Origin of the sequence: Flavobacterium ovatum (genome assembly GCF_040703125.1) — a bacterium.
Lineage (GTDB): Bacteria > Bacteroidota > Bacteroidia > Flavobacteriales > Flavobacteriaceae > Flavobacterium > Flavobacterium ovatum.
Genome location: NZ_CP160035.1, coordinates 4,170,292 through 4,186,737 on the forward strand (window position 1 = coordinate 4,170,292; position 16,446 = coordinate 4,186,737).

The window sequence follows — 16,446 nt, forward strand, 5'->3', positions numbered from 1 at the left end:
CACATTGAGTCATAAGAACCAAACAGGCTGAACTTTATACCTAATTTGCTAAAACATAAGGTGTTTTATTTGTAAATTAGCATTGGATACTACAAAAACCATTAACTAAATATATGTATTATGAAAAACCTAAGTCTATTTTGTTTACTGTTAATTTGTTTTGGATTCGAAAGTTGCAAAAAAAATGAAACTAAAAAAACCGTTGAAGCTACAGAAGCCCTAACTGAAAAACCAATAAGCACAGAGTGCTACAAAGCTCTTTATGAAAAAGACACACTTGACTTAACAATCAATACTTTAAAAAATGGGGAAATAAGTGGCACAATGGAGATGCAAATTTTAAATATGCCAAAAAAAGTTGGGGAAATTGTCGGCGAATTTCGTGGTGATACATTATTTGCCAGCTACACCTTTACGCAGGGAGCAAATAAAGAGATTACATTTAAAAACCCTATGGCTTTTCTAAAACGAGGAAAAGAACTCATTTTAGGTAATGGAAAAATAGAAAATTATATGGGCGCTTCATATTTTGTTAAAGGAGAACCTATTGATTTTGAACGCGTGAAATATAAATTTACAACTGTTGATTGCGTTGACAACTAACAGGCAAAAATAAGGATGAGTAAAACTTTTATATCGAGGAGCTATCCCCTCCGTTGGTATAAACCGATTTCAGGATAAGACAATTTTAAGAATCATCATCAGTTAATTATAAGTTTAAAAGTGCTTTCAGATTTTTCGAAAGCACTTTTTTTTTTGCACTTAATTATTCTCTTTTTAATCCGCTAAAACACAAAAATTCTACAATCAAAAAAGTATCTTTGAGCAAATAATAAAACTCATTATTATGATTGTTTGGATTTGTTTTTTAAGCGCTATCTTATTATTCTTAGCATTAGATCTTGGTGTTTTCAATAAAACGCCTCATGTAATTAGCTCTAAAGAAGCTGGAAAATGGACTGCCATTTGGGTTTCATTGTCTTTTGTTTTTTCGGCTGTTATCTATTGGTTGTATGATAACAATTATGTAGCGAATCCTGATCAATTAAAACCCGCTGTAGCATCCATGAAATATATTACAGGATACCTCATCGAACTTTCTTTGAGCGTTGATAATATATTTGTAATCGCTATTATTTTTTCCGCTTTTAAAATCCCTAAAAAATATCAGCATAGAGTGTTATTTTGGGGAATTATAGGCGCTATTATTTTTAGAGGCGCCATGATCTATTTTGGAGTACTTATCATCAATAAATTTGCCTGGACGACTTATATATTTGGTGCTTTTCTGGTCTATACTGCAATGAAAATGTTATTTTCCAAAGAAGACGAGGCACAGTTTAACCCTAAAAAATCATTTGTTTATCGCTATTTACGAAAACTAACTCCTATAACTACTCAAATTGATGGGGAACATTTTTTTGTTAAAAGAAGACATATAAAAGCCGCTACACCTTTATTTGTTGCTTTAATTGTTATTGAAGTCATGGATGTGATTTTTGCTCTAGACAGTGTTCCTGCTATTTTAGCAATCACCTCTGACCCGTTTTTAGTTTTTAGTTCAAACATATTTGCAATTCTAGGATTGCGTTCCATGTATTTCTTTTTGGCTAATATGCTAGAAAGATTTAGCTACCTAGAATATAGTTTGATTGCTATTTTGAGTTTTGTGGGAATCAAAATGTTAGTTCATAATTTTGTTACAATACCTGAATGGGCCTCCTTAGCATTTATTGCCATAGCACTCATAACAGGAATTATTGTTTCCTTACGGATCAACAAAAAAGAAAACAATCAGTAATCAAATTTCTTCATAAAAAAAAGAGCCATATGGCTCTTTTTTTTATGGAGAAATTATATAAGTTTAAAATTCTATTTTTTGGATTTCTTTATCTTTAAGATTTAATGTTGCTATAACCTCGTTATAGTTTGTTATATCAACCGATTTTGAAAAACTACCTGGAACAATTACAATTCTCAAAACTTGACTCAACCTAAAGTCAGTCGAAACAGATCCTAAATCATTCCCTACCATATAGACGTTGATACTATATTTAGTAAAATCATATCGGTAACCAAAATCTAAAGATCCGTTGCTAAAGTAAAAACTTTCAGGCATCAATTTCCAAACATCATTACCTTGATAGGTTCCATTTAATCTATACATCAACACTACATCCGAGGAATAAATAGCAGGACTTAAACTTACTACTTTACTATAATTGTTAGTAGAGTTAAATGAAGTTACAACTTCAAACACTTCGCTAATAGTGTCGTTATCCACAACGGATACTGATCGATCTTCTTGTACGGTACAACTCTGGATCGCAAATATTCCCAATAGGGAAAAAAGTAAAATTATCTTTTTCATGACTTTGATTTTTTAATGGTTATCTATTTGGTCTATATCCATTTATTGTGCCAAAGTTTTTTTACACTCCTCTTCTCTTTAAAAAAGCAGTCTATTTTTATCTATTATACAAGCCTCTTTTCTTTCTAAACAATCTCTTTCTCAAAGTAACTTTTATAGCAATCACTTGCATTTATTACTTGAATCTAAGAGAATAAAAAATTAAGGCAAAAAAAAACACCCGCCGAAACGGATGTTTTTAATTTTAAGATTAATAATTATTAATTAGAAGACATTATTTTCTTGATACTACTTCCTCTGTCTGTAGTCAATTTCACAATATAAACTTGTTCTTGTTCTGAATTCGTACCAACAGTTATTGTAACTTCTTTGTTCAAATAACTTTTAGCATCTACAGTAGAGAACACTAATTCACTTTGTGCATTAAACACCTCGATTTTCACATCAGAAACATAATCAAAATCATATTTGATCGTTAACTGATCTTTAAAAGGAACTGGATAAGCAGTAAAACTAGCCACATCAGCTGTTTTTGCAGCTAAATCTGTAGTTGTTACTAGTACTGGACACACTAACGGTGCAATACCATACCCTACTGGAATTCTACATTCATCAAAAGCATTGTTGATTAAATCAGCCATACCCGCAATTTGTGAAAGTGAAAGTCCATTTGTAGAACCTCCTCCTAACGCTTGGTTAGCCAAATTAAATACCCCTTGAACAGTAGGATTAGCTCCTAAAGCCGTAACAACAGCACCTGGAATGGTATAATATTTATACTCATTATTTACTGTTCCATCAGGATTACAAGTACGTGCTTTAGCTGTATCCGTTCCACAACCTCCGTCTGGAACTGCCACTGCTAAGATTCCATCTTGCAATACAAAATTACCAAGAGCTCCATTGATTCCAATGTTAAGACCTAAAGCAATAGTTTGAGCCAATAAGGTATTATTAATTCTACCTTTTTTCAACATACTATTTGGCAAACTACTGATAGAGAACAATCCACTATTAGGATTACTTGGCAGTATACTACTTCCACCACCACCTGGCATTACGGAAATAAGTGCGTTTATATCTGTATCATTATTCATTATTGATACATGGCGTACATCTTTTATACCAATATACATAGTTCCATTTTCATAAGAAGCTAACGCTTTTGCGATTAATCCTTTAGTAGAATAGGAAATACCCTCAGCACAAGATGTTCCTCCTGCGTTACCATAATACCCTTGAGTATAGGTACATAAGGCTTTAGCACAAATTTCAATTGTTACCACAACTGGCTTGATATCAAAACATCCTGCAGTTGTTGTTGCTTTAATATAGTACATTCCTGAAGCGTCGACCATATTTGGATTTGATAACGCATTCGTTGCTTCAACATTTGTCCAATAAGTTAAGCTTGCTCCATATAAAGTACTTCCAGCTGTTACTGCAGGTACAGTCAAATCAACTGTTAATGGTGAACATACTGCTACAGGATTTGTAACATTCAATATTGGTGTTGGAGGTTGAACTGGTATTACAATTTGTGTAGGACCAGAAATACAACCAGCTGCATTCTTAGCTTTTACACTATGTGAACCAGAAGCCAAACCACACCAGCCATTAGCAGGATAGGTAACATATGCTCCATCATCAATACTAAAGGTCAAACCTGCAGTTGATGATGTTACGGTTACACAACCTGTAGCAACGGTACATGTTGGGTCTACTTTACCCAATGTTGGTGCCGAAGGTGTTGGAGGCTGAACTGGTATTACAATTTGTGTAGGACCAGAAATACATCCGTCTGCATTCTTAGCTTTTACACTATGTGAACCAGAAGCCAAACCACACCAGCCATTAGCAGGATAGGTAACATATGCTCCATCATCGATACTAAAGGTCAAACCTGCAGTTGATGATGTTACGGTTACACAACCTGTAGCAACGGTACATGTTGGGTCTACTTTACCCAATGTTGGTGCCGAAGGTGTTGGAGGTTGAACTGGTATTACAATTTGTGTAGGACCAGAAATACATCCGTCTGCATTCTTAGCTTTTACACTATGTGAACCAGAAGCCAAACCACACCAGCCATTAGCAGGATAGGTAACATATGCTCCATCATCAATACTAAAGGTCAAACCTGCAGTTGATGATGTTACGGTTACACAACCTGTAGCAACGGTACATGTTGGGTCTACTTTACCCAATGTTGGTGCCGAAGGTGTTGGAGGCTGAACTGGTATTACAATTTGTGTAGGACCAGAAATACATCCGTCTGCATTCTTAGCTTTTACACTATGTGAACTAGAAGCCAAACCACACCAGCCATTAGCAGGATAGGTAACATATGCTCCATCATCAATACTAAAGGTCAAACCTGCAGTTGATGATGTTACGGTTACACAACCTGTAGCAACGGTACATGTTGGATCTACTTTACCCAATATTGGTGCCGAAGGTGTTGGAGGCTGAACTGGTATTACAATTTGTGTAGGACCAGAAATACATCCGTCTGCATTCTTAGCTTTTACACTATGTGAACCAGAAGCCAAACCACACCAGCCATTAGCAGGATAGGTAACATATGCTCCATCATCGATACTAAAGGTCAAACCTGCAGTTGATGATGTTACGGTTACACAACCTGTAGCAACGGTACATGTTGGATCTACTTTACCCAATGTTGGTGCCGAAGGTGTTGGAGGTTGAACCGGTATTACAATTTGTGTAGGACCAGAAATACAACCAGCTGCATTCTTAGCTTTTACACTATGTGAACCAGAAGCCAAACCACACCAGCCATTAGCAGGATAGGTAACATATGCTCCATCATCAATACTAAAGGTCAAACCTGCAGTTGATGATGTTACGGTTACACAACCTGTAGCAACGGTACATGTTGGGTCTACTTTACCCAATGTTGGTGCCGAAGGTGTTGGAGGCTGAACTGGTATTACAATTTGTGTAGGACCAGAAATACATCCGTCTGCATTCTTAGCTTTTACACTATGTGAACCAGAAGCCAAACCACACCAGCCATTAGCAGGATAGGTAACATATGCTCCATCATCAATACTAAAGGTCAAACCTGCAGTTGATGATGTTACGGTTACACAACCTGTAGCAACGGTACATGTTGGGTCTACTTTACCCAATGTTGGTGCCGAAGGTGTTGGAGGCTGAACTGGTATTACAATTTGTGTAGGACCAGAAATACATCCGTCTGCATTCTTAGCTTTTACACTATGTGAACCAGAAGCCAAACCACACCAGCCATTAGCAGGATAGGTAACATATGCTCCATCATCGATACTAAAGGTCAAACCTGCAGTTGATGATGTTACGGTTACACAACCTGTAGCAACGGTACATGTTGGGTCTACTTTACCCAATGTTGGTGCCGAAGGTGTTGGAGGTTGAACTGGTATTACAATTTGTGTAGGACCAGAAATACATCCGTCTGCATTCTTAGCTTTTACACTATGTGAACCAGAAGCCAAACCACACCAGCCATTAGCAGGATAGGTAACATATGCTCCATCATCAATACTAAAGGTCAAACCTGCAGTTGATGATGTTACGGTTACACAACCTGTAGCAACGGTACATGTTGGGTCTACTTTACCCAATGTTGGTGCCGAAGGTGTTGGAGGCTGAACTGGTATTACAATTTGTGTAGGACCAGAAATACATCCGTCTGCATTCTTAGCTTTTACACTATGTGAACCAGAAGCCAAACCACACCAGCCATTAGCAGGATAGGTAACATATGCTCCATCATCGATACTAAAGGTCAAACCTGCAGTTGATGATGTTACGGTTACACAACCTGTAGCAACGGTACATGTTGGGTCTACTTTACCCAATGTTGGTGCCGAAGGTGTTGGAGGTTGAACTGGTATTACAATTTGTGTAGGACCAGAAATACATCCGTCTGCATTCTTAGCTTTTACACTATGTGAACCAGAAGCCAAACCACACCAGCCATTAGCAGGATAGGTAACATATGCTCCATCATCGATACTAAAGGTCAAACCTGCAGTTGATGATGTTACGGTTACACAACCTGTAGCAACGGTACATGTTGGATCTACTTTACCCAATGTTGGTGCCGAAGGTGTTGGAGGTTGAACTGGTATTACAATTTGTGTAGGACCAGAAATACATCCGTCTGCATTCTTAGCTTTTACACTATGTGAACCAGAAACCAAACCACACCAGCCATTAGCAGGATAGGTAACATATGCTCCATCATCAATACTAAAGGTCAAACCTGCAGTTGATGATGTTACGGTTACACAACCTGTAGCAACGGTACATGTTGGGTCTACTTTACCCAATGTTGGTGCCGAAGGTGTTGGAGGCTGAACTGGTATTACAATTTGTGTAGGACCAGAAATACATCCGTCTGCATTCTTAGCTTTTACACTATGTGAACCAGAAGCCAAACCACACCAGCCATTAGCAGGATAGGTAACATATGCTCCATCATCGATACTAAAGGTCAAACCTGCAGTTGATGATGTTACGGTTACACAACCTGTAGCAACGGTACATGTTGGGTCTACTTTACCCAATGTTGGTGCCGAAGGTGTTGGAGGTTGAACTGGTATTACAATTTGTGTAGGACCAGAAATACATCCGTCTGCATTCTTAGCTTTTACACTATGTGAACCAGAAGCCAAACCACACCAGCCATTAGCAGGATAGGTAACATATGCTCCATCATCAATACTAAAGGTCAAACCTGCAGTTGATGATGTTACGGTTACACAACCTGTAGCAACGGTACATGTTGGGTCTACTTTACCCAATGTTGGTGCCGAAGGTGTTGGAGGCTGAACTGGTATTACAATTTGTGTAGGACCAGAAATACATCCGTCTGCATTCTTAGCTTTTACACTATGTGAACCAGAAGCCAAACCACACCAGCCATTAGCAGGATAGGTAACATATGCTCCATCATCGATACTAAAGGTCAAACCTGCAGTTGATGATGTTACGGTTACACAACCTGTAGCAACGGTACATGTTGGGTCTACTTTACCCAATGTTGGCGCATTTGGTGGAGCATTCACCGTAACCGTAAATGAATTAAATCCATAACAACCAGGATTACTCAATTTTTCACTACGAACGTAAATAGTGGTTGTACCAAGAGGTGCAGCGTAAGTTGTTGGCGTCATAATTTGCCCTGTGTAATCAGCATTTAAGAAATACTGTATTGCACCACCTCCACCTGTAACTGATGTACCCATGGTCAAGTTAACTTCCGCTGTAGTCGGATTACCAGATCCGCAAGCTTCTTTATTCGCAACTTTTATTTCTGGAGGAGTTCCAGTATTCCCAAATAAGAATGGCCCTGCAAAATCTTTCAGCTCACTACCAAAAGCTCCTTCATTAGGACCACCACCACTAGAACGGGTTTTAACCAATAAACTTCCTAGTATATTGGAACATGGTGACTGTTCACCTCTTTTATCCAATCCGAAAGCAGTCAAATTGATACCTATTTCAACAAATTGTAGTGGTTGATAGTCAGCTACAGCACTTGGTCCTGAACCTTCAAAGGTTCCCCAAGGTGGTGCCTGGGTACTAGCATTTATATTGACTCTACCCCAAATATTAGTATCTCCTACATTTTCCACAATCGCAGCATAACCAAAGGTACCTGAACCAGATCCTTTTTCAAATGCTACATTTTTATCAATAGTAAAAGGACGATTCACATTTGTATTATCGTAAGTATTAAAAATGGCTTCATCCATCCATACTCTGATTCTTACCTGTGGTACATTACCTCCATTTGTATAATCTATAGAAATAATTATAGTACCCGGAACATCAACCGTTCCATCAGGATTAAAAGTAAATGCCGTACGTCCGCCATCTGGTCCTGTTTTTCCAGGAACAGCCAAGTCTGCGGGTGTTTCTAATGCCGTACGGAAGAATTCAAAATCGATATGTTTGTTCCCATTGGTAACCACTAAAGAAGCAGCAGCATACGCATAAAGTGTTGTAAAAGGTCTTGGATCTAGCATTGTAGGATCTTTAGGTCCTTCCCCTCTCAAATGCGCATAGACATCAATAATATCATCTTTTGCTGGTACACTTCCAGCAGTTCCAATACTCCAAGTTGATGGATTAGCGGCGTTTTTATCTGACCCACTTGAAAAGTAAGATTTTTCAGCGCCACCACCTTTTGTATAGGTATCTCTACCGTAAACAGCATCTAACCACAAATAAGCTCCTGCATTGGCACCAGTTCCACTTGGCACAAGAGGAAAAGGAAAAGGAACAGAAGGGGTGGTTATTGATAATCTTCTTGTAAAAGCCGTATTAGGAACGGCTTCAGCAGGAGTTAACGGACTTTGATCAATCACTCCAAAACCTGGCCCTGGATAACTGGTTTGAAACCAGTCATCAGTAGCTACTGCGCTACCAAGGCCAATTGGAGGATTTGCAATATTACTAAACTGCAAAAGGTCTGAATAGACATCTGCATCTATACCAAAGTTTGCTTTAACAGCAGAACTTCCTACCAATTGCCCATAACTGTATGGCATAGAAAAAGTCATCAGCAACATGGTTGCATAAAAAATGAGTTTTTTAGTAAACGCTTTGTTCCCCAAAAAACCCAATAAAGCCGTTGTCAAGCAACAGAAACAGCTGCCCCAATTCACTGGCATCTTTTTTTTCGTGTAAAAAATATTTTTTTTCATAATAAAAGTATTTTTTTTTCATAAGAATATAAATTAGGTAGAACATTAAAAGATTTAGGGATAAGCCCTCTTCATTTCTAAACAGCAATGAAGTCACACGTCATTAAAGAAATAGTTATTCCATAAAAGGAATAATGCTATAACTTTAGCAATCAATTAGTCATTATAAAAATGACTTAAAAAAATTATACTTTAAAAATAGATTGAAACAATAGTTTTCAAACTTGGGGGAGAAAACTTGCTAGAACAAATAATCTTCAAAAATGAATTTGAAGTACTCCGTCAACACTTAAATGGTTATTGTAAAAGCAACATTAAAAAAAGCGTTTTATACGATTTTAGTTTTAGTAATAAGTTCAACTTTTAATGAATCTAATAAATGCCGTTCGTGGTAATGGCATCTATCTAAGCTTATTTACACTTTAATACGAAAGGACTCTAAATAAGAAACAAATCCTTATACTGATTGATTCAAAGGTAGTTAGAATCACCAAAAAGAAGAATAAAAAACACCTAAATAAGACTAATTACAAATAATCCCGACAAAGAGCATCAATGAGTAAGAAAACAAATATAATACTGAGATTTTCGCAAAAAAAATATCGTTAAATAATTGAAAATCAAATTATTAATATAATTCTTGTTTATTTTCAATTAATACAAAAGTTATGTTAAAACGGCTAATTTCAGCTGTTATTATTGTCAATTTTTATTTCATTTTACTAAATAATATTTCTAATTAAATTCAAGACTTATGCTTATCCATAATTGGTGATTTTTGCTTACAAAAACTTAAACAATCAAGTTAATTCTTAATTTTAACAAAAAATTTAGATAAAAAAAAACAGTAGTAAATTTACATTTACTACTGTTGATTAATGACTCCATGTAATTAATTCATTTTATTAAAAAAATACTTTTAAAATTTATATTTTGTGTTCTTTTTCCAAAATAAGAGTAGTTAAAATCGACTTATCACTCTTTATTTGCTTTCTTTCATTTTATTTAAACTTTAAAACTTATAAAATAACCCTTATTTTTAAGGCTTTATACCACAAAAGTAAAAGCTTATTAGACTTGGCATACTAATATCATAGTTTCTCCAACAAAAGTCCTGTTGCAGTAAGTCCAGGGCCAAATGCCATTGCCACCACTTTTTTCCCTGATTCAATATGGGGATCGTTTATGATTTTATCAAATATATGCGGAATTGTAGCGGAAGACATATTGCCATGCATCCTCAGTACCTCATACGACCAGCTCGCCTGTTCTTGTAACAATCCCAACTCCCCTACTACATAATCAATAATCTTAGGACCTCCGGGATGAATTGCAAAATGCATTTCAGACTTTTGTTTTTCTAGATCTACATTCGCTTTCTCACAAAGAGCGGTTAAAAATGACTTTATATTTTTTCGGATAAAAACAGGTACCCTTTTAGAAAGCGTCATCAAAAAATTATATTCTCCTAAATCCCAAGACATGTCTTCCAACGAATCTGGAATAATAACTTCGTGAGCCGCTAAAATTCGTAACCCTTTTTTTTCTTTGATCGTTTCATCCTTAAAAAAGGAATCTTCTTCATATAGAGAATAGCCTATAAATCCGTCTGCAAAGAGCGAACAAATCATAGTATTGGCTGGAGAAAACTCAGTTAAATTTAAATGCGAGGATAACAACTCTGTGTGAACTACATCTGAACGACCGTTAACAATACTAGCACAAATTAAACTGCTGGCAGTACGAATGGCTGGAAAAGCACCGTAACAGCCCATGTGATAAGAATGTGTTACTTGAACCGTTCCCCAATCTCTTCCTATTACGGCTTCTTGAGCCACACTCGGAGAAGAATATCCTGAACAAGTAACATGAATAAGGTTTTCAGGTTTTGATGTGTTTTTATCATAAAAATGATCGAAAACAAATCTCATTTTTCTTTTGAACCATTCCATCCGAATTTCAATTTTGGGTCCTGAAGAATGACCTCCTACCACCTCAAATCCTTTTGGAAAATGATAATCATTAGGAGAGGCGACCTCAAATATCCTATCTATAAAGTCTTCGACTTCTTCAAAAATGATACATTGTCGGCTATTAATGCCTTCTTTTGACACCGAATACTTATCTACTTGATCAGAAATAGACATAAAACTAACTGGTTCGTGAAAACCGTGCTGCAATGCAAGATTCTGAAAATGATAATATAAAAACTTAGTGTACTGGTTAAGCTTCGCCTGATCGATTAATTTACCGACTTGAATAGGGTGAAAATTTGAAATAATTATCTTCTTCATAACCTTTCATTTTAATTAGTCCCTTAAATTTAATACAAAAAAACTATATATGAATAAGATCTCAACAGAAGCTTTACAAATCAATACATTTGAAATAAAACACTGACAACCATATTGTTATGTTATTTTAACAATGGAATAAATCAATAAAAAAATACCTTAATGGATCTCCTTTCATATAAATAAAAAAATCATGGTTAATCTTTGAATATATAGTATTTTTGACATTGACTATAAATGAATTTACGTAGCACAAAAAAATAAAAACTCAAGATGAAAAAAACATTCCTAATAATACTCACATTTTCTTTAACTAGCTGTGCTGAGTTACAGCAAATAGCCAATCAATTGCCTCAGTCTTCAACAACTGCTCTGGATATTTCAGGCGGACTAAAAGAAGCCTTAAATAATGGAATCAGCAAGCAAGTAACTAAATTAACTGCCACTGATGGTTTTTATAAAAATGCTGCTGTTAGAATATTACTTCCCGCAGAATTACAAAAGGTAGATTCTGGTTTACGAAAAGTAGGATTGAGTTCCCTTGCTGATGAAGGTATAAAAATGCTTAACAGAGCTGCTGAAGATGCAGTGAAAGAAGCAACTCCCATTTTTGTAAGTGCTATAAAGAACATGACTATAACTGACGCAAGAGGAATCTTAATGGGGAATGAATTTGCTGCGACTACTTATTTACAAAGTTCAACCTCAACGGCTTTATATTCTAAATTCAACCCTGTAGTAAAAAATTCATTTAGTAAAGTAGGTGCTGACAAAGTTTGGTTAAATATCATTACTAAATACAATAGTATTCCATTAGTAAACAAAGTAAACCCAGACTTGAATGATTATGTAACCAATCAAGCGATGAGCGGAGTTTTCAAGATGATTGCTGTAGAAGAAAAAGATATTAGAACGAATATTAGTGCCCGAACATCCGTTTTATTGCAGAGAGTTTTTGCAATACAAGATAAAAAATAACTTTTTCTAAAATTAGCTGAATTATTATTTAAAATATACAAGACCTAAAAAATGCAACATTTCACCCTACTGATTCACTGTAAAGACCAAAAAGGAATCGTCGCAGCAGTTACTAATTTTATTCTAAAAGTAGAAGGAAACATTATATATCTGGACCAGCACGTGGTGGTTGAACAAAATATATTCTTCATGCGATTAGAATGTGAACTCACAAACACAACCCACACTGTAGCCTCTGTAAAAGAAGATTTCAGTACTAGCATCGCTACCGACTTCAAGATGTCATGGGAATTTTACAACAAAGATTTAAAACCAAAAATGGCAATATTTGTATCTAAATATACGCATTGCTTGTATGATATTCTGGGTCGTTATAGCTCAGGAGAATTGAATGTGGAAATTCCTTTAATCATTAGTAATCATGAAGATTTAAGACCTATTGCGGAACAATTTAATATTCCCTTTTTCCATATACCTTTTACCAAAGATAACAAAGAGGAAGGTGAAAAAAGGCAAATCGAATTGCTTCAAGAATTCAATGTAAACTTTATTGTTTTGGCTCGCTACATGCAAATCATCACTCCAAAGTTAATTGAGTTATACGAGAATAAAATCATCAATATACATCATTCGTTTTTACCTGCTTTTCCTGGAGCAAAACCGTACCACTCCGCTTTTAAACGTGGTGTAAAAATCATTGGTGCTACTAGTCATTATGTAACTGAAGAATTAGATGAAGGTCCAATTATTGACCAAGATATTAGTCGTGTTTCACATGTTAATTCCGTCGATGATTTTATTATGAAAGGAAAAGATCTGGAACGTACAGTATTGGCTAGAGCTATCAAATTACATTCAGAAAGAAAAATGATGGTGTATTGCAATAAAACTGTTGTGTTTTACTAATAAATACAAGACTTAAAAAAATATAACTCCTACATTGCAGGTCTATTTTTTTGAATAATTCGTTCAAAAACAAAAAAACCTAACACCTGTAAATCAACAACATACGCAAAGTCGTAAAAATCTTAACTTATTTCCAACAAAGTAATAACTAAATTTTAACAACATTAAGTCCTTAACTGTAGCATCTTTGCAGAGTAATAAATTGGTTATTTATTATTTGGTTTTGGTTAGTTAAAAAGATTGCCGCTATTTATTTAATAGCGGCTTTTTTATTTTAAATTCCCAAGAAAAGAAAGAACCGATGCGTTAAACAAAACTGCTTGTTCTACATTTACAACATGCCCAGACTGAGCTATAACTATGAGTTTAGCACTTTTAGAATGATTTTTTACTACATTAACCACTGAAGGCAAAAACATATAATCTTGTTCCCCCATGATATAAAGTGTTTCAATAGGCACTTCCGTTTCCCTGAAATATTTCAAAAGCGAATTTACTTCAGCAGTTAATTTAAACCATTTTAAAAATTCTTTTTGTTGCATTTTTTTAGCCTCATTGACAAACAAAGTCCGAGATTGTCTATGATTCTTTTTAGGCATAATTACAAATGCAAAAAATCGGTACAAAATAAGATAAGGCAAGACGTATTTAAAGAAATCCCCTAATTTAATTAACACTTGAGAACGAAAATTTAATTTTAAGATTGCTCCTCCCAGCACCATGCTTTGAACACGATTTGGATGTTCTTCGGCTAATTGTCTCACCAAAATAGTCCCTAGAGAAATCCCCACAAAATGTGATTTTTTTATTTTAACAGCATCTAAAACTTCTAAAATATCATGAGCCAGAAATGAAAAAGTATAGCGTTCATTATTATGGGTTTCAGCCTTTGAAGCCCCATGTCCTCTCAAATCCACTAATAAGAGATTAAATTCCTTTTTAAAATCTCTAATTTGTTTAAACCAAATGGAAGAACTCCCCCCGGCACCATGAACAAAAGTGACCCATTGGTCCGTAGTACTGTTCTCGTATATAGTATAGTTTAGCAATGGTCATTATATTTAAGTTGAATGCAATTAGCCTATTCGAAACCAAAAAACAATACCTTGTTAAAGCTTCTTAGCTTCTTCCCAAAATACATCCATCTCCGCCAGTGTCATGTCCATTAATGGCTTTCCTAATAATCCTGCCTTACTTTCTAGATATTGAAAGCGTTTGATGAATTTTTTATTGGTTCTTTCTAAAGCATCTTCTGGATTGATATTTAGAAAACGAGCATAATTGATCATCGAGAATAAAACATCACCAAATTCGGCCTCCATTTTATCTTGATCGCCTACTTTAACCTCTTCTTGAAGTTCCTGAAGTTCTTCTTGCACTTTATCCCAAACTTGGTGCGGTTCGTCCCAATCAAACCCAACTCCTTTTACTTTATCTTGTATTCGGCTCGCTTTCACTAAAGCAGGTAAACTTTTAGGTACACCTTCCAGTACCGACTTTTTACCTTCTTTCAATTTGAGCTTTTCCCAGTTCTGCTTGACTTCTTCTTCGTCTGCAACTACAGTATCACTATAAATATGAGGATGGCGGTGAATTAATTTATCACAAATTTCATTACACACATCGGCTATATCAAAATCGTTTGTCTCACTTCCTATTTTTGCATAAAAAACAATGTGTAACAATACATCTCCTAATTCTTTTTTGACTTCGTTCAAATCATTGTCTAAAATAGCATCTCCCAATTCATACGTTTCTTCAATCGTAAGGTGTCTTAAACTTTGTAATGTTTGCTTTTTATCCCATGGACATTGCTCGCGCAATTCGTCCATAATAGTCAATAATCGATCAAAGGCTTGTAGTTGGATTTCTCTTGTATTCATAGGAATTGATTTTTTAGGCTCTCAAACGGAGGTTTGTAAAAATAACAAATCCTGTAATCTTCAACAAGATTACAGGATTTATTTATAATGGAAAAGGAAAATTATTCTTTAACTTTCTTTGCCGCTTTTGGTTTCTCCGTTTCTGGAGCCGCTTCTTCAACAACTGCTTCTGCAGTAGCTTCCTCCGCTTTTTCTTCAATCACCATTCCTTTAGCTTGCAAAGTGTTGTACCAGTTCAAAATTTTCTTTACATCCGAAGCGTATACTCTTTCTTCATCGTAAGTTGGTAACACTTCTTTCAAATAAGCTAACAACGTATCGTTATCTGCTTTATGAGAAATTGCTGGACCATTTTCATGTTTTGCTGCAATAGCTTCCATAATTTCTACCAAAGGTTTTTCACCATCATGAGTATAAATAGAAATCTCAGATAATAAGCTTACGTTACTTTTCAAGTTAACAGTTATTTTTTTTCCATCTGACAATGACTCTGCTACAAATCCTGAACGAGTTTGCACTCTTAAAACATATAAACCTGGCTTACCAGAAATAGATAAAATTTTTTCTAAATTCATTTTTATATTTTTTTTCTAATTTTTTATTACGCTTTTAATCTTAAAGAATTCTTAGTTAAAAACTTCTAAGAACTTTCAATCTACCTTCCTTTTCTACCAAAAAATTTCATTCGGTAATCTTGGAACGTCTTCCCTTCCATGATGTTTTTTAATTTCTTTTGAATCAAACGTTTTTTTAACGACGATATTTTGTCTGTAAACAAAACTCCTTCGATATGGTCGTATTCGTGTTGAATTACTCTCGCAATTAAACCATCAAAAACCTCCGTTTTCATTACGAAATCTTCTTCGCAATACTCAATAGTAATTCTTTCTTTTCTGTACACATCCTCACGAACATCAGGAATACTCAAACAGCCTTCGTTAAAAACCCATTCTTCACCCTCTTCAGTTATCATTTTAGCATTGATAAAAGTTTTCTTGAAACCGTTCATTTTCTTTTGTTCAGCTTCTTCTAAATCTTCATCATCACTAAAGGGAGTAGTGTCAATCATAAACAACCTTAATGCTAATCCTACTTGAGGAGCCGCTAGTCCTACACCTGATGCATTATACATCGTTTCATACATATTAGCAATAGTTTCTTTTAAATCAGGATGCTCTGGAGTTAAAGAAGCACCTACTTTTCGTAAAACTGGATCGCCATATCCGATTATTGGTAAAATCATTGTTTTCTATTTAATATTTACATTGGCAATTTCCGGAATTCTATTTTCT

The 16,446-nt window shown here is 35.3% G+C and carries 11 protein-coding genes; 4 read left to right on the plus strand and 7 right to left on the minus strand.

All coding sequences use genetic code 11. The annotated features are described in order from the left end of the window. Positions 1-120 precede the first annotated feature (120 nt). Together ABZP37_RS17135 and ABZP37_RS17140 are read left to right on the plus strand one after the other, a co-directional pair. Positions 121-603, plus strand: a complete 483-nt coding sequence (locus ABZP37_RS17135) for a hypothetical protein (protein WP_366184482.1) — start codon at positions 121-123, stop codon at positions 601-603. A gap of 244 nt (positions 604-847) precedes the next feature. Further along, entirely contained in the window at positions 848-1,801 is a 954-nt protein-coding gene (locus ABZP37_RS17140; RefSeq protein ID WP_366184484.1) for a TerC family protein, read from the plus strand. Positions 1,802-1,864: 63 nt separating this feature from the next. Here ABZP37_RS17140 and ABZP37_RS17145 read toward each other — a convergent pair whose 3' ends face one another. The 3 genes from ABZP37_RS17145 to ABZP37_RS17155 all read right to left on the minus strand — a co-directional run bounded on the left by ABZP37_RS17145 (position 1,865) and on the right by ABZP37_RS17155 (position 11,387). Continuing rightward, entirely contained in the window at positions 1,865-2,371 is a 507-nt protein-coding gene (locus ABZP37_RS17145) for a hypothetical protein (RefSeq protein WP_366184486.1), read from the minus strand. Positions 2,372-2,631: 260 nt separating this feature from the next. Further along, positions 2,632-9,093 (minus strand): T9SS type A sorting domain-containing protein, encoded by a 6,462-nt coding sequence (locus tag ABZP37_RS17150; RefSeq protein WP_366184487.1) that lies wholly within the window; start codon positions 9,091-9,093, stop codon positions 2,632-2,634. A gap of 1,091 nt (positions 9,094-10,184) precedes the next feature. Continuing rightward, complete coding sequence (locus tag ABZP37_RS17155; protein WP_366184489.1) at positions 10,185-11,387, minus strand: 3-oxoacyl-[acyl-carrier-protein] synthase III C-terminal domain-containing protein; 1,203 nt, start codon at positions 11,385-11,387, stop codon at positions 10,185-10,187. Positions 11,388-11,660: 273 nt separating this feature from the next. Here ABZP37_RS17155 and ABZP37_RS17160 point away from each other — a divergent pair, with 273 nt between their 5' ends. Then, positions 11,661-12,365, plus strand: a complete 705-nt coding sequence (locus ABZP37_RS17160) for a DUF4197 domain-containing protein (protein ID WP_366184491.1) — start codon at positions 11,661-11,663, stop codon at positions 12,363-12,365. A gap of 51 nt (positions 12,366-12,416) precedes the next feature. After that, complete coding sequence (purU, locus tag ABZP37_RS17165; protein WP_366184492.1) at positions 12,417-13,271, plus strand: formyltetrahydrofolate deformylase; 855 nt, start codon at positions 12,417-12,419, stop codon at positions 13,269-13,271. Between the two features lie 269 nt (positions 13,272-13,540). On the opposite strand, the gene ABZP37_RS17170 is transcribed toward purU, so the two are convergent. The 4 genes from ABZP37_RS17170 to def form a co-directional block, all read right to left on the minus strand. Next, complete coding sequence (locus tag ABZP37_RS17170; protein ID WP_366184493.1) at positions 13,541-14,320, minus strand: alpha/beta hydrolase; 780 nt, start codon at positions 14,318-14,320, stop codon at positions 13,541-13,543. Between the two features lie 60 nt (positions 14,321-14,380). Then, positions 14,381-15,154, minus strand: a complete 774-nt coding sequence (mazG, locus tag ABZP37_RS17175) for a nucleoside triphosphate pyrophosphohydrolase (protein WP_366184494.1) — start codon at positions 15,152-15,154, stop codon at positions 14,381-14,383. Between the two features lie 101 nt (positions 15,155-15,255). Beyond that, positions 15,256-15,729 carry a DUF5606 domain-containing protein gene (locus ABZP37_RS17180; protein ID WP_366184495.1) on the minus strand — a complete coding sequence of 158 codons (474 nt, stop codon included), beginning with the start codon at positions 15,727-15,729 and terminating at the stop codon, positions 15,256-15,258. An 80-nt stretch (positions 15,730-15,809) separates the two neighbouring features. Next, the gene (gene def / locus ABZP37_RS17185) at positions 15,810-16,397 is read right to left on the minus strand and encodes a peptide deformylase (protein ID WP_366184497.1); all 588 of its coding nucleotides are present in this window, start codon (positions 16,395-16,397) and stop codon (positions 15,810-15,812) included. Positions 16,398-16,446 lie beyond the last annotated feature (49 nt).

Excerpts from the sequence above, each read along its gene's own strand:
- ABZP37_RS17135 (WP_366184482.1), top strand. The coding sequence starts at position 121 with ATGAAAAACCTAAGTCTATTTTGTTTACTGTTAATTTGTTTTGGATTC.
- ABZP37_RS17140 (WP_366184484.1), top strand. The coding sequence starts at position 848 with ATGATTGTTTGGATTTGTTTTTTAAGCGCTATCTTATTATTCTTAGCA.
- ABZP37_RS17145 (WP_366184486.1), bottom strand. The coding sequence starts at position 2,371 with ATGAAAAAGATAATTTTACTTTTTTCCCTATTGGGAATATTTGCGATC.
- ABZP37_RS17150 (WP_366184487.1), bottom strand. The coding sequence starts at position 9,093 with ATGAAAAAAAATATTTTTTACACGAAAAAAAAGATGCCAGTGAATTGG.
- ABZP37_RS17155 (WP_366184489.1), bottom strand. The coding sequence starts at position 11,387 with ATGAAGAAGATAATTATTTCAAATTTTCACCCTATTCAAGTCGGTAAA.
- ABZP37_RS17160 (WP_366184491.1), top strand. The coding sequence starts at position 11,661 with ATGAAAAAAACATTCCTAATAATACTCACATTTTCTTTAACTAGCTGT.
- purU (WP_366184492.1), top strand. The coding sequence starts at position 12,417 with ATGCAACATTTCACCCTACTGATTCACTGTAAAGACCAAAAAGGAATC.
- mazG (WP_366184494.1), bottom strand. The coding sequence starts at position 15,154 with ATGAATACAAGAGAAATCCAACTACAAGCCTTTGATCGATTATTGACT.
- ABZP37_RS17180 (WP_366184495.1), bottom strand. The coding sequence starts at position 15,729 with ATGAATTTAGAAAAAATTTTATCTATTTCTGGTAAGCCAGGTTTATAT.
- def (WP_366184497.1), bottom strand. The coding sequence starts at position 16,397 with ATGATTTTACCAATAATCGGATATGGCGATCCAGTTTTACGAAAAGTA.